This is a genomic window from Bacillus sp. V5-8f (genome assembly GCF_002863565.1).
Classification (GTDB): domain Bacteria; phylum Bacillota; class Bacilli; order Bacillales; family DSM-1321; genus Peribacillus.
Map to the genome: position 1 here is coordinate 1 of NZ_PGUW01000022.1, position 13,583 is coordinate 13,583.

Below are 13,583 nucleotides of genomic sequence, written 5' to 3' on the forward strand. Positions count from 1 at the left end.
CTGAGCTAATCCTCCATAAATGGTGACCCCTACGGGATTCGAACCCGTGTTACCGCCGTGAAAGGGCGGTGTCTTAACCGCTTGACCAAGGGGCCAAATATCTTTCTTTTACTCATGTTCCTTCAAAGCTGGATAAATTTTTTTCATCGACTTGATCTATTATACTCTTATGTTTATTAAAAGACAATAGTTTTTTAACTATGTTTATTAATAAAAAGGCTGTTTTTGAAGCAGCTCATTTATAATACTACCGATAAATAATAAAATCAACACCTAAAAAAGAAATAATCCATTCCTTAAATTAGATCAAGATTAAATTGTGTACAAATAGAAAACAAAGAGTTTCATTTTCACTTTATTATTGTAGACAACAAGGAGGCCTGCATTTGCAGGCCCCAAGGTTTTTATCTCCACCAATCCTGAAAAACGTCAATTGCTGGATTACGTTTATGTTCTGTTTTCAGGTACCAGCCTTCGATTTTTGCTGCTGCCTCTTCGCTGATTTCTTTGCCTTCCAGGTAATCGTCGATATCATTATACGTGACTCCCAGTGCTACTTCATCAGGAATCAATGGCTTATCATCCTCTAGGTCTGCAGTAGGAGTCTTCAAATAAAGCCTTTCAGGCGCTCCTACAAATTTCAGGATTTCCCGTCCCTGCCTTTTATTCAAACGGTATAAGGGAACCAGGTCGGCGGCGCCGTCTCCATGTTTTGTAAAGAACCCTGTAATTGCTTCAGCAGCATGGTCCGTTCCTAACACAACGCCATGGAAAATTCCTGCAAGATCGTATTGTACCTTCATACGTTCCCGCGCTTTTACATTTCCTTTTAAAAAGTCAGAAAGTTTCTCTCCAGTGGCTTGTTCCACTGCCTGGACACTGGCGTCCACCGCGGGCTTGATATTAACTGTAGTATTGCGGGTTGGATTAATGAACTGCAATGCTTCCTGTCGATCCGCTTCGTCTACCTGGACGCCATATGGGAGGCTGACAGCAATGAACTGATATTCATTCGTTCCACTTTCTGTATTTAATTCATTTACTGCTGTCTGAGCCATATACCCTGCAAGGGTAGAATCCTGGCCTCCAGAAATCCCGAGTACCAGGCTTTTTAAGAACGGATATTTTTTTAGATAATCCTTTAAGAAGTCTACGCTTCTCCGGAACTCTTTTTCCGGGTCAATTGAAGACTGGACCAACAGTCTTTCGATAATTTCTTTTTGTAATGGGCGCATAAAGAACTCCCCCTTTTGTTTTATTAAGCACTTATTGGTAGTCTTGCTCTTTCAGTGCATCTACTTTTTGCTTTACTTCTTCAATGTTTCTCATTTTATTTTCCCAGCACTTTTCACTTAGATCGACAGGATATTCTTCCGGGTTTAATGCACGCTTGTACTCTGGCCATAACAACCGTAGATTTTCTTGTGTAAACTGGCGGATTTCATCCATGGATGGCGGATTGTATAGTAATTCTCCGTTATGGAATATGTCCTCATGGAGTTCAACCGCATCAAAATCTGTTACAAATTTGCTTAAGAACGTATGAACAGGATGGAACATTTTCAACTTTTTTTCGTTTCCCGGGTTTTCGTTCTCCAAGGTGATGTAATCACCCTCTGAGTACTTATTCGTTCTGTTAATGATTCGGTACACCCGTTTTAATCCTGGTGTGGTCACCTTTTCAGGATTGGAGGAAATTTTGATTGTATCTACCATATTCCCTTGTTCATCCTCGATTGAAACCATCTTATAAACCGCTCCCAGCGCAGGCTGGTCATAGGCTGTAATTAATTTCGTGCCGATGCCCCAAATATCAATTTTTGCCCCCTGAGCCTTGAGGTTGATAATCGTGTATTCATCTAAATCATTTGAAGCGACTAATTTTGTGTCTGTAAATCCCGCCTGATCCAGCATTCGTCTGCTTTCCTTCGATAAATATGCAAGATCTCCGCTATCAAGGCGGATGCCTTTAAAATTGATTTTGTCGCCAAGCTCTTTTGCTACTCGTATTGCATTCGGCACTCCTGAACGGAGCGTATCATACGTATCGACAAGGAATACACAATCTTTATGGGAACTCGCGTATTCATGAAAAGCTTTATATTCATCTTTATAAGTCTGGATCATGGAATGGGCATGTGTACCGGATACAGGAATTCCGAACAACTTCCCTGCCCTTACGTTACTTGTTGAATCGAACCCTGCGATATATGCGGCGCGAGCCCCCCATACAGCAGCATCCATTTCCTGAGCGCGGCGCGTACCGAATTCCAGCGCCGACTCATTTCCAATCACTTGTTTGATCCGGGATGCTTTCGTGGCGACTAGAGTTTGGTAATTGACGATATTTAACAGTGCCGTCTCAATTAACTGGGCTTCTCCAAGCGGCGCCTCAACGCGAAGGATCGGTTCATTGCCAAATACAAGCTCCCCTTCCTTCATGCAGCGGATGTTCCCGGTAAAACGTAGTTCACTTAAATACTGCAAGAAGTCGGGTTCATACCCCAAATCTTCCCTCAAATATTGGAGATCCGAAACTGAAAAATGGAAGTTTTGAATGTAATGAATAATTTTTTCGAGTCCGGCAAAAACACCATAGCCGTTTTTAAAAGGTAGCTTTCTAAAATAAAGATCAAATACGGCTTTACGTGTATGTACCCCATCCTGCCAATAGGTCTTTGCCATGTTCACCTGGTACAAATCGGTGTGTAATCCGTAGCTGTCATCTACATACTGTGAATACATGTGTTTTTTCCTCCCATTATAAACATCAAACTAAAGAAAAACTTTTCGATGTTACAATGTTGATTCCATATTGTTCTTGCAATTGTTTAAATTCTTCGTTTGTACTCTCTTCAAAGCCTGTTATCGGTGACATACAATCTTCCAACAAATAAATCCTTGAGGTTATTTCCTTGTTTGTTGCAAAATGTTCTAAAATTTGTTTTACGGATTCAAGTACACAATGGGATTTTGCTTCTCCAGCAACGATAATTTTGTCATATCCCTTTAGGGAACGTAAAAACTCATGATTGCAATAATCGCTGCGGTCAAATTCCGCTTTAATGATCCCGTACATTTCACTCATCGGGTCTAGTCCTTTAACGATCTTTTGTATCTTTGATTTCCTTGCAATGGAATGGAAATGAATCATGTTAGAGAATTGGCTCTCAAGAGCTGCCCCATTTGTGCCTTGAAGACAATGGTACGGCCATATGCATAATTGCTTCTTTCCTAATTTCTTAAGATTATGTACATACTGTCTGCTTTCGTCGTAATGTTCTACGGGCGTCCACTTGCCATTCTCAACATCTTCAGCTGTGATGATTGTTAGTGGGTCGGGATGGCTGCCATTCTTATCGACCCACCAGGACGGGTGAAAGATCTGCTGAGGCTCGTGGGTATCAATAGACACTGCTATAGTAGTTATTCTTTCCATATTGTCGTAAATGAACCTCGTAACATTTTCAACATCACGATAGGAATTAGGAACTGCAAGCCCGCCATTTTCCATGAAATCGTTTTGAAAATCGATGCCGAGGAATAAAACCTTGTCGGTATCATCAACTGAGGGTCTAAGATTCTCTTTGCTTGCGAGTGTTAATAACTCATGTATGTTTGTTGGATTTTGTCCACCAATGGCAGTTACATCAACAATGTTTTCAAAACTCGTCTTCATATTAATCCTCCAACTCACAATAGAGATTTTCTTACTAATACCCCCACTGCTACCTTGTCATGCATAAGTGAAGGATTGAACAATTATATGGAAAAATATACTATACTTCATTTTATTTTCAACTATTTTGTTTGCAATCATGCCAAAAAATGAATCCGGACCAAAAAGTAGAATGCCGTTATCCTTAACGATCAAGGAATCCCTTTTACTTTCTGTAACCGGATTCATAATTTTTATACGGGATAAACTCCGTGTTTGCGAGTTGTAAACATAAGCTGCTTGGAGATATATGCTCCGAACCTATTGATTAGTTCGTTGCGAAGTTCATCCGGCTGGACTATCTGGTCAATAATCATTTCAGAGGCTAACCGATAAATATCGATATCCTTTTTATATTCTTCCCGTTTTAACTCGATAAAAGCAGCTCGTTCTTCTGGTGGGAGTTCCTTGATTTTATTTGCATAAACTGCATTTACTGCCGCTTCAGGTCCCATAACAGCAATCGATGCTGACGGCAAGGCGAGGCAGCAATCGGGTTCAAACGCAGGCCCTGCCATAGCGTACAACCCGGCACCGTATGCTTTCCGCACTACGACAGAGATTTTCGGAACAGTCGCTTCACTCATCGCTGAAATCATTTTGGCCCCGTGGCGGATAATGCCTGCCTGCTCAACTTTCGTCCCAATCATGAAGCCTGGTATATCGGCCAAAAACAATAGAGGGATATTAAAGGCATCACATAGTGTAATGAACTTTGCCGCTTTATCGGCTGAATCTTGAAAAAGCACTCCACCTTTTACTCTGGGCTGGTTGGCTATTATTCCTATTGTATTTCCGTTTAAACAGGCGAGGCCTGTTATAAGTTCTGGGGCAAACATTTTTTTAATTTCACAAAACGTTCCTTCATCGATAATTCTTGCAATGAAATCATGCATATTAAAAGGTGCGTTTTGGTTGGCTGGAAGGAGCTCCTCAAGTGTTTTTTCAAATTCTTCCGGTAAACGGGGTTCTTTTACGGCTGGCTTTTCCTGGAAATTTGCCGGAAAGTATGAAAGATAGCGCCGGGCAAATGCAATGGCTTCTTGCTCTGTTTTTGCTAACACGTCACCGCACCCGGAAACGGAACAATGCATTTTTGCTCCGCCCATTTCCTCTTCACTCACCTTTTCACCGATGACCATTTCAGCCATCCGCGGAGAGCCAAGGTACATGGAAGCATTCCCTTCGACCATGACCACGATATCACAAAAGGCCGGGATGTATGCACCCCCTGCTGCGGATGGTCCAAACAATAAACAGACCTGAGGTACTTTACCAGATAGTTTCACTTGATTATAAAAAATCCGGCCAGCGCCCCTGCGACCTGGAAACATTTCAACCTGATCAGTAATGCGGGCCCCTGCAGAATCGACCAAATAAAGCATCGGAACCTGCAATTTTTCTGCCGTTTCCTGGATGCGGAGAATTTTTTCTACTGTTTTGGCTCCCCATGAACCTGCTTTTACGGTAGAGTCATTTGCCATCACACAGACTGTTTGTCCTTCTATTTTACCAATTCCTGTTACTACACCGTCCGCTGGCAAGCCTCCGCTTTCACAATTAGCAAAGAAAGCATCCTCGACTTCCAATCCTTCATCAAAAAGCAGCTTAAGGCGTTCGCGAACGAATAACTTCCCTTTTTCTGCATTCTTTTCATGGTATTTTTCAGGACCGCCTTTTTTTATCCTATCTGCGGTTTCATTCCATTTTTCTTTCAAAGACATGATGGTTCCCTCCCGGCATATCAGGTCATTTGCCTATGAAATTCGGCGTTCTTTTTTCTTTGAATGCGTTCAGCCCTTCTAACCTATCAGTTGTAGAAATTGTTCTTTCATAGCAGAGCTCTTCTATTTTCAAACCCGTTGCAAGGTCTGTCTCCATTCCTTGATTGATCGCCTGTTTTGCTGCCTGCAGGGCAACGGGTGCATTACGTGCAATTTCTTTTGCGAGGGAAACCGCCGTATCCAAGAGTTCGGCGCTATTTACAATTTTACTGATTAACCCTAGGCGTTCTGCTTCAGCGGCATCAATACGCCGTGCTGTAAATATTAGCTCTTTCGCCTTGGCAGTCCCTATGATTCTTGGAAGTCTTTGGGTTCCGCCTGCACCCGGTATAATTCCGAGTGATGTCTCGGTAAGTCCTATTTTGGCTGAATCGGCTGCAATCCGTATATCGCATGCAAGCGCAAGCTCTAGACCTCCGCCGAAAGCTGAACCATTAATGGCGGCTATCACAGGCTGCGGCAGCTCTGCAATCGAAGAAATTGTGAATCCAATTAATTTAACCGTCCTTTTTACTTCTGTCTCATTCATGCCTCTTCGTTCTTTTAAATCCGCTCCCGCACAAAATGCCTTTTCTCCTGATCCAGTCAATATAATGCATCTTAACGATGGGTCATACCGGAGTTGTTTCATCACCCCGTTCAATTCTTTTAACATGTCCAGGGATAAAGCATTAGCCGCGTGCGGCCGGTTCAATGTTATAATGGCGGTGCCCGTATTCTCTCTACTCATCTCAATCACTGAAGACATAGCAACACTCCTTTGAAAAAGTGTTAGGTCAATTGTTCTGAAAAGACAGCCATCTGATGGCTAGTGAGCTTCTTTCCGAGTGCATGCTGGATCTTTACCGCTGCATTGGCCAGCTTATTCTGATTTACACCTGTTGAAATCCCCATCTCTTCAAGCATGTGGACGAGGTCGTCGGTGGCGACATTACCGCTTGCCCCAGGTGCATAAGGACAGCCGCCAAGACCTCCAAGCGAAGAATCAAATGAAGTAATCCCATATTCTAAAGACGTCAGGACGTTGGCCAATGCCATACCTCTTGTATTATGAAAATGCATGGTTATCCTTTTAGTGTCATATCTTTTTAGTGCAAGGTCCAAGACTTCTTCAACTTGACGTGGATTGGCTACCCCGATTGTGTCCCCAAGTGACAGTTCTCCAATACCCATTTCAAAAAGTTTGTCGCATACCTTAAAGACTTGTTCGATAGGTACTTTGCCTTCATATGGGCAGCCGAATACGGTTGAAACATAGCCTCTAACACTCTTTCCCGCAGCAATCGCTCCATTAATAGTTTCCTGAAAAACCGGAAAGGTCTGATCAATCGATTTATTGATATTTTTTTGATTATGGGTTTCACTCGCCGACATGAACACAGACACTTCGTCTATATTAGACTCTAACGCTGATGCTAACCCACGCATATTTGGTACAAGTGCTCCATATTTGACACCTGGATATCTCTTAATCCCCTTCGCTACCTCTGATGCATCACAGAGTTGTGGAATCCATCTAGGATTTACGAAGGATGTGATTTCTATATATGGCAATCCGGTTTGGGATAAGTCATCAATCCATTTGATTTTTTCTGCGGAAGGTATAATTTCCTTTTCATTTTGCAGTCCGTCCCTCGGGCCGACTTCCTTGATTGTCACCTTATCTGGCCATTTCACCTGCATTCCTCCGCTTTCTATTCGATTATAGCTAATACATCACCTTCATTTACAAAGTCGCTTTCATTCACCCTGATCTCTTTTACTGTGCCATTCGCTTCAGCCGTAATTGGTATTTCCATTTTCATAGATTCCAGAATGACAATATCCTGGCCTTCTGTAACATTGTCACCGACCGAAACCACAATTTTCCATATGCTTCCTGCCATACTTGCTTTTACTTCTGCCATCTCTACTTCCCTCCGCAGCGCTTAAGTTGGTGTTGACTGCCTTTTCTGACACAAAATAAGTTTCCTTTTCTAAATTCGACATCTATTTGCTGCCTAAAAGAAGCTCTCCATAAGGGTTTTTCTAATAGTGCAACTTAACAAAATCAGTGGTTGTATCTCCCTGCTGAAACGCTTTACATGAAATAATGTCGTAAAGCATTGGTATATTGGTTTTGATTCCTTCAACTTTATAAGCAGCAAGTGCTGCACGCATGCGGTTGATTGCTTCTTTTCGCGAGGCCCCTGTCACAACCAGCTTGGCGATCATAGGATCATAGAAAGGTGATACTGTACTGGATCCGTTTACTGCTAACTCATGCCTTACCCCTTCACCCTTGGGAAGACGTAGCGCTGTAATGGTTCCTGGTGAGGGATAGAATGTGATGGGATCTTCTGCATAAATACGTGCTTCAATGGCATGCCCTGCCCGTTTCACATCTTCTTGAGTAAAAGAAAGGCTATCCCCTGATGCAATCAGAATTTGCTGTTCAACCAAGTCAAGCCCGGTTATTTCCTCAGTCACCGGATGCTCCACTTGCAAGCGGGTGTTCATTTCCAGGAAGAAAAAATTCTTGTCCTGATCCACTAAAAACTCCAGGGTACCTGCATTGGTATAGCCGATTTCCTTTACAGCCTTGACGGCGGCTTCACCCATTTTGTTCCTTGTTTCCTCATCCAGAAAAGATGAGGGCGCTTCCTCGATTACTTTTTGGTGCCGTCTCTGAATAGAACACTCCCTTTCCCAGAGATAAACGGCATTTCCTGCTTGATCGGCGAGAACTTGAATTTCGATATGCCGGGGCTTATCAATAAGCTTCTCAATAAACATATCTCCGTTGCCAAAAAACATTTGTGCCCGCTTTTGATTGCCTTCATAAGCCTTAATCAGCTCTTCTGTGCTATAGACCGCCTGCATGCCGATTCCACCTCCGCCGGAAGCCGCTTTTAGCATGACAGGATATCCGATTCTTTCAGCTTCCAAAATCGCTTCATTTACATCGACTAATGGGCGCGATAGCCCTGGCACTAGTGGTAGCCCGGCGGCCTCCATTGTCTTTCGCGCTTCAACCTTATTGCCCATTTTCCTTATGACGGAAGAAGCCGGACCGATGAACGTAATCTCTTCTGAAGCGCACCGGTCAGCAAAGTCTCCGTTTTCACTTAAAAAACCATACCCGGGATGGATGGCATCACAACCCGCTTTCTTTGCAATTTCTATAATCTTTTCCACATTCAGATAGCTTTCCTGAACTCTTGGCCCGCCAAGCAGGTATGCTTCATCAGCCATAGATGTAAAAGGTGCTTGTTTGTCCGCTTCTGAATAAACCGCAACGGCTGTGATCCCCATTTTCTTGCAAGTCCTGATTACCCGGGCTGCGATTTCACCGCGATTGGCAATAAGAATTTTATTAAACAAGCAAATCCCTCCCTATAGGATTTTTTCCGCCAACAGTTCGAGAGATTGTTCCCGCAGCTTATATTTTTGGATTTTTCCCGATGCGGTCATTGGGTATCGGTCTGTAAACCGGATATAACGCGGAATTTTATGACGGGATATCTTGCCTTGACAATACTCCCGAATTTCTTCAGCGGTTATCCTTGCCCCATCTTTCGGGATGATCCATGCCATAACTTCTTCTCCATATTTTTTATCAGGCACACCAATAACCTGGACATCCAGGACAGAAGGATGCTGATACAGAAACTCTTCAATTTCACGGGGGTATATATTCTCCCCGCCGCGAATGACCATATCTTTCAGCCTTCCTGTGATCCTGCAGTAGCCGTTTTCATCCATAACAGCGAGGTCACCGGTATGAAGCCAGCCGTCTTGATCTATTGCTTCCTTGGTCGCATCTGGGTTGTTGTAGTATCCCTTCATCACGTGGTATCCCCTTGTACATAATTCACCCTGCTCGCCAGCCGGCAGCTCCCGAGAGGTTCCCGGTTCGACGATTTTAACCTCAACATTAGGCAGTGCCCTTCCCACTGAGGAAACACGCAGCTCAATTGGATCATCCGTCCTTGTTTGTGTAATTACGGGGGATGCCTCTGTTTGTCCGTATGCGATCGTCACTTCTGTTGCCCCCATTTTCGCTACCACATTTTTCATCACTTCAATCGGGCAGTTGGAGCCAGCCATGATTCCTGTCCGTAATGAGTTTAGATTATAGGATTCAAAATTTGGCAGATTTAGTTCGGCAATAAACATAGTTGGCACACCATGGAGGCCAGTACATTTTTCTGCTTCAACCGTTTGAAGTACCTTTTCCGGATTAAATTCCACTAGGGGAACCATTGTGGCGCCAACCGATACACACGCCATGGTACCAAGCACGCAGCCAAAGCAATGGAAAAAAGGGACGGGAATGCATAAACGGTCATTTGAAGTCAGCTCCATACACTTTGCGATATTATAGCCGTTATTGACGATATTTGAATGTGTGAGCATGACCCCTTTAGGAAAACCGGTTGTACCGGACGTGTATTGCATATTGATCACTTCATCTGGATGCAGGGAGGCCATACGGGCTTCCAGCAGTTCTTCGGTAACACTTTCTTTTCCAGCCATCACGTCATCCCAAGAGTAAGTCCCGGGAAACCTTTTTTCTCCTAGTACGATCACATTTTTTAATTTTGGCAGTTTGTTAGATTGCAGCTTTCCTGGTGCACAGGTTTTCAATTCAGGCACTATCTCATAAAGCGTGTCAATATAAGAGTGATCTTTGAACTTTTCCATAAGAATAAGTGTAGAGGTGTCAGATTGCCTTAATAGATACTCTAATTCCGCCGCCCGGTAATTTGTGTTGACCGTAACGAGAACTGCTCCCATCTTTGCAGTGGAAAACTGGGTGATCAGCCACTCCGGTTTATTCGTTGCCCAGATGGAAATATGACCCCCCTTTTCAATGCCTAAAGACATGAACCCCCTTGCAGCTTCACGGCACACTTGTTCAAATTCTTTGTACGTGTATCGAAGTCCGAGCTCATGATAGACAACTGCTTCCTTTTCTCCCTCTCTTGATGCGGTTTCTTCCAAAAGCCCGCCAACTGTAACATGCAATAAATCAGACATTTCATTCCTCCTATATTGTAATAAGGACGAACGCTATCAGTTGTTTATACAATCATGTCATGCGTTCTTCAAAAGACATATAGCATGTTAACAACCTAGTTGCCTGGCAATGACGATCCTTTGAATCTCTGAAGTGCCTTCACCGATTTCAAGCAATTTCGCATCCCGCAAATACCGTTCGACTTCGTATTCACGCATATAACCTGACCCACCATGTATTTGTATCGCCTGATTGCTCGCCCTGAAGGCCATTTCCGACGCAAAGAGCTTTGCATAGGCAGATTCCTTCGTAAAAGGTTTGTTATGATCTTTAAGCCATGCCGCTTTATACACCATGTTCCTGGCTAGCTCTATTTCCATGGCCATATCAGCCAGCTTGAATTGAATGGCCTGGAAGTTAGATATCGGCTGGCCAAACTGCTTGCGTTCCTTGGCAAAGCTGAGTGCGCGATCGAAGGCAGCCTGCGCCACTCCTACAGCCAAAGCGGCAATTGAAATCCTTCCTCCGTCAAGCGTGTAAAGGAATTGCTTAAACCCTTTTTGTGAATCTCCTAAAATATTTTCCTTTGGCACGCGGACATCCTGTAAAATAATTGCGCAAGTGTTGGAAGCACGGACACCCATCTTCTCATAATTGCAATTAATCGTTACACCTGGTGTATCCGTCGGGACGATAAAAGCAGAGATAATATTTTTTCCTCGTTCATCTTTTCCTGATACAGCTGTTACAGTGACTGTCCTGGAATATCCGGCGTTTGTAATCCAGCATTTCTCTCCGTTAATGATATATTCATCTCCATCGAGAACCGCCTGAGTCTGGGTGCCGCCCGCGTCACTGCCGGCATTAGGTTCGGTCAGCCCAAAAGCTGCAAGTGTTTCCCCTTTGGCAAGCGGAACGAGATACTTCTGTTTTTGTTCCTCCGTCCCGAAATAATAGATTGGGCTAGCACCGAGAGAGACCGCTGCCGCATAGCTTAATCCCGTTCCACCACATGCTTTGCCAATTTCTTCAACAGCAATTGCATAAGAGATGGTATCACCGCCGGCTCCCCCATACTGTTCAGGAAAGGGGATTCCCATGATCCCAAGTTCCCCCATCTTTTTGAATATGTCTTGTGCAAAGCGGGATTCTGCATCAAGCTCGATTGCAATCGGCTTAATTTCCTTTTCTGCAAATTCGCTAACCATCTCTTTGATCATCTGCTGTTCTTTCGACAGTTCAAAGTTCATAAAAGCCCTCCTCGATTGTGTAGCAGACGGCCTATAGACCGACTGGTTGGTCTGTCCTGCACAAATGTAAGCGCTTTACATTGTATCTCTAGATGATTCGTATTTTAAAAAATAATCCCGGAATCTTACGTCCTGTTTGGCTTGGTCAGTTAGAAGTGAAGTCAAAATAAGGTCTACATAAATCGCCGCAATTTCCTCGATAGACTTATCACCGTCCTTTTTGTACCATTTATAGGACCAGTTCACCATCCCTAAAATAGACATACCTGTAATTTCAACAGGCAATTCGGAGCGGAATTCTCCCGTATTGATTCCTTCCCGGATGACAGCAAATATGATTTGCTTATAGGTTTGCCGCTTTTCTTTGATAACTTTGACATATTGGCGTTTTAGGTAGATGCTTTCTTGGGAAAATACTGAAATATGTGGTTTATACAGGTCAAATACTTTCAGAAAGGATGTAATGATCTCCTGCATTTTTTCTGTAGGGGTTTGGTTTGATTGTATAGCTTCCTTTGCTTTTTTGAGTGCATAAGAAATGAAGTAGTCGTGGATGACATAAAGAAGTTCGTCCTTGGACGCAAAATGATGGTAAAAGCCTCCCTTTGATGTGCCGCTTTCATGAACAATTTGGTTGACTGTAACACCATGAAATCCGTACTCCTCAAACAAAGTGAGTGCTGTTTCTATTATGCGGTTTTTTAAATCCGTAAGGCATCACCTTCCTGAAAAAGGCTTTACGGCTAAGAACCCGGTCGTAGCCGGACCCTCACCCTGATTTTATCAAATTTTTCCAAATTGTCAATTTTCGAATATTGATACTCTGTAACATTCCTTACTTCAAATCTAGTTATGATATCTTTATTTATTTTGTGAGCGCTGCTTTAAAGCCTGCCTTATTTTTCGGTGAAATGATCACTAAATCGCCGATGTTGTAGGAAATTTCAAGCCGGTCCAAGGGAAGTGCCGGACTTAACAAAGGCTTCCGCGTTTTCGAAGTTTCCTGATCGTTTTGATGTGTATCAGCTAATTAAGTTGGCCTGATCGAATATACAACGTATCTGCTTTTATTTCATAATAGGTTGTAAGCCAAAGCTAGCTGCGAACATAAGAATGACTAATTCAAAACTATTTGCTTCCCGTTTTCCTAAAAATAGCTGGTAAAGATTAGTTCCTAGACCTGCTAGTATAACGCCCCATATTATAACTGACATGAATGGTCCTTTTTTAATAAATCTAAACCTTTTGAGTACCCCACATCTATAGACTATATAAGAATGACAATAAAAAAGCTGATTCATGCTCTAGAATCAGCCTGTATTTTCTATACTTGAAGTGTATTCGCATGGGTGGGATTCTTTCCGTTGAGATATTTCCTTGGGGTACCGTATACAAGTAATTTCTGGTATTCCGGATAGATAGAGTCAAATTCTATTGTAATCGGGCTGTCCAGAAGCCATGGGAAATTTCGGAAGAATTCCCGGTCGCCATACATAATGGCTTCAAGTGCCAAATCAATGTCTTTTTTAAAAATCAGGTATCGAACCCTGGATATATTTTTATCAAACTCCCCTCCGCTAATGTATATTCGTACGGAAAGAATATACTCCCCCATATAAGGACCCCATTCTGCCAGCACTTCGTCCCTCATTCTCTCATCGATCTTCTCGCAGTCGTATTGATTTCCTATGCTTAAAAAAAGTTCTCCTGTTGTGTCCGAATGAGTAAGTGTATATCTTCGTCCTTCAACGGGCATGTTAGGCGTCGCAGGAGGAATAACAGTTACAGTCAAATTCTCGGGATTAAATGTAGACATGGCAGACATTCTC

At 43.0% G+C, this 13,583-nt stretch carries 11 protein-coding genes, 1 tRNA gene and 2 pseudogenes; all 14 read right to left on the reverse strand.

Annotation, left to right across the window (positions count from 1 at the left end):
• Positions 1–20: 20 nt before the first annotated feature.
• A tRNA-Glu gene (locus CUU64_RS18275) sits at positions 21–95 on the reverse strand.
• 309 nt (positions 96–404) lie between these two features.
• Positions 405–1,235 (reverse strand): ammonia-dependent NAD(+) synthetase, encoded by an 831-nt coding sequence (nadE, locus tag CUU64_RS18280; RefSeq protein WP_101635110.1) that lies wholly within the window; start codon positions 1,233–1,235, stop codon positions 405–407.
• A 31-nt stretch (positions 1,236–1,266) separates the two neighbouring features.
• The gene (locus CUU64_RS18285) at positions 1,267–2,745 is read right to left on the reverse strand and encodes a nicotinate phosphoribosyltransferase (RefSeq protein ID WP_101635111.1); all 1,479 of its coding nucleotides are present in this window, start codon (positions 2,743–2,745) and stop codon (positions 1,267–1,269) included.
• Between the two features lie 25 nt (positions 2,746–2,770).
• Positions 2,771–3,679, reverse strand: coding sequence for a cysteine hydrolase family protein (locus CUU64_RS18290; protein ID WP_101635112.1), 909 nt, complete (start codon positions 3,677–3,679; stop codon positions 2,771–2,773).
• A gap of 233 nt (positions 3,680–3,912) precedes the next feature.
• Positions 3,913–5,442 carry an acyl-CoA carboxylase subunit beta gene (locus tag CUU64_RS18295; RefSeq protein ID WP_101635113.1) on the reverse strand — a complete coding sequence of 510 codons (1,530 nt, stop codon included), beginning with the start codon at positions 5,440–5,442 and terminating at the stop codon, positions 3,913–3,915.
• Positions 5,443–5,467: 25 nt separating this feature from the next.
• Entirely contained in the window at positions 5,468–6,250 is a 783-nt protein-coding gene (locus CUU64_RS18300; protein ID WP_101635114.1) for an enoyl-CoA hydratase, read from the reverse strand.
• A gap of 23 nt (positions 6,251–6,273) precedes the next feature.
• A complete protein-coding gene (locus CUU64_RS18305; protein WP_101635115.1) occupies positions 6,274–7,185 on the reverse strand; it encodes a hydroxymethylglutaryl-CoA lyase in 912 nt (303 codons plus the stop codon).
• Positions 7,186–7,196: 11 nt separating this feature from the next.
• On the reverse strand, positions 7,197–7,409 hold the full coding sequence (locus CUU64_RS18310; RefSeq protein ID WP_101635116.1) for an acetyl-CoA carboxylase biotin carboxyl carrier protein subunit: 213 nt from the start codon (positions 7,407–7,409) through the stop codon (positions 7,197–7,199).
• A gap of 121 nt (positions 7,410–7,530) precedes the next feature.
• A complete protein-coding gene (locus CUU64_RS18315) occupies positions 7,531–8,865 on the reverse strand; it encodes an acetyl-CoA carboxylase biotin carboxylase subunit (protein WP_101635118.1) in 1,335 nt (444 codons plus the stop codon).
• A gap of 12 nt (positions 8,866–8,877) precedes the next feature.
• A pseudogene (locus tag CUU64_RS18320) lies at positions 8,878–10,527 on the reverse strand (AMP-binding protein); the annotation flags it as partial.
• An 84-nt stretch (positions 10,528–10,611) separates the two neighbouring features.
• A complete protein-coding gene (locus CUU64_RS18325) occupies positions 10,612–11,754 on the reverse strand; it encodes an acyl-CoA dehydrogenase family protein (RefSeq protein ID WP_101635120.1) in 1,143 nt (380 codons plus the stop codon).
• Positions 11,755–11,829: 75 nt separating this feature from the next.
• A complete protein-coding gene (locus CUU64_RS18330; RefSeq protein WP_101635121.1) occupies positions 11,830–12,447 on the reverse strand; it encodes a TetR/AcrR family transcriptional regulator in 618 nt (205 codons plus the stop codon).
• 172 nt (positions 12,448–12,619) lie between these two features.
• Positions 12,620–12,739, reverse strand: a pseudogene (locus tag CUU64_RS23230) (PH domain-containing protein); the annotation flags it as partial.
• Positions 12,740–13,078: 339 nt separating this feature from the next.
• Positions 13,079–13,570, reverse strand: a complete 492-nt coding sequence (locus tag CUU64_RS18340) for a staygreen family protein (RefSeq protein ID WP_101635123.1) — start codon at positions 13,568–13,570, stop codon at positions 13,079–13,081.
• Positions 13,571–13,583: the final 13 nt, after the last annotated feature.

What these genes read in the sequence shown, in the direction of transcription:
- nadE (WP_101635110.1), bottom strand. Translation starts at nt 1,235, where the DNA reads ATGCGCCCATTACAAAAAGAAATTATCGAAAGACTGTTGGTCCAGTCT.
- CUU64_RS18285 (WP_101635111.1), bottom strand. Translation starts at nt 2,745, where the DNA reads ATGTATTCACAGTATGTAGATGACAGCTACGGATTACACACCGATTTG.
- CUU64_RS18290 (WP_101635112.1), bottom strand. Translation starts at nt 3,679, where the DNA reads ATGAAGACGAGTTTTGAAAACATTGTTGATGTAACTGCCATTGGTGGA.
- CUU64_RS18295 (WP_101635113.1), bottom strand. Translation starts at nt 5,442, where the DNA reads ATGTCTTTGAAAGAAAAATGGAATGAAACCGCAGATAGGATAAAAAAA.
- CUU64_RS18300 (WP_101635114.1), bottom strand. Translation starts at nt 6,250, where the DNA reads ATGTCTTCAGTGATTGAGATGAGTAGAGAGAATACGGGCACCGCCATT.
- CUU64_RS18305 (WP_101635115.1), bottom strand. Translation starts at nt 7,185, where the DNA reads ATGCAGGTGAAATGGCCAGATAAGGTGACAATCAAGGAAGTCGGCCCG.
- CUU64_RS18310 (WP_101635116.1), bottom strand. Translation starts at nt 7,409, where the DNA reads ATGGCAGAAGTAAAAGCAAGTATGGCAGGAAGCATATGGAAAATTGTG.
- CUU64_RS18325 (WP_101635120.1), bottom strand. Translation starts at nt 11,754, where the DNA reads ATGAACTTTGAACTGTCGAAAGAACAGCAGATGATCAAAGAGATGGTT.
- CUU64_RS18340 (WP_101635123.1), bottom strand. Translation starts at nt 13,570, where the DNA reads ATGTCTACATTTAATCCCGAGAATTTGACTGTAACTGTTATTCCTCCT.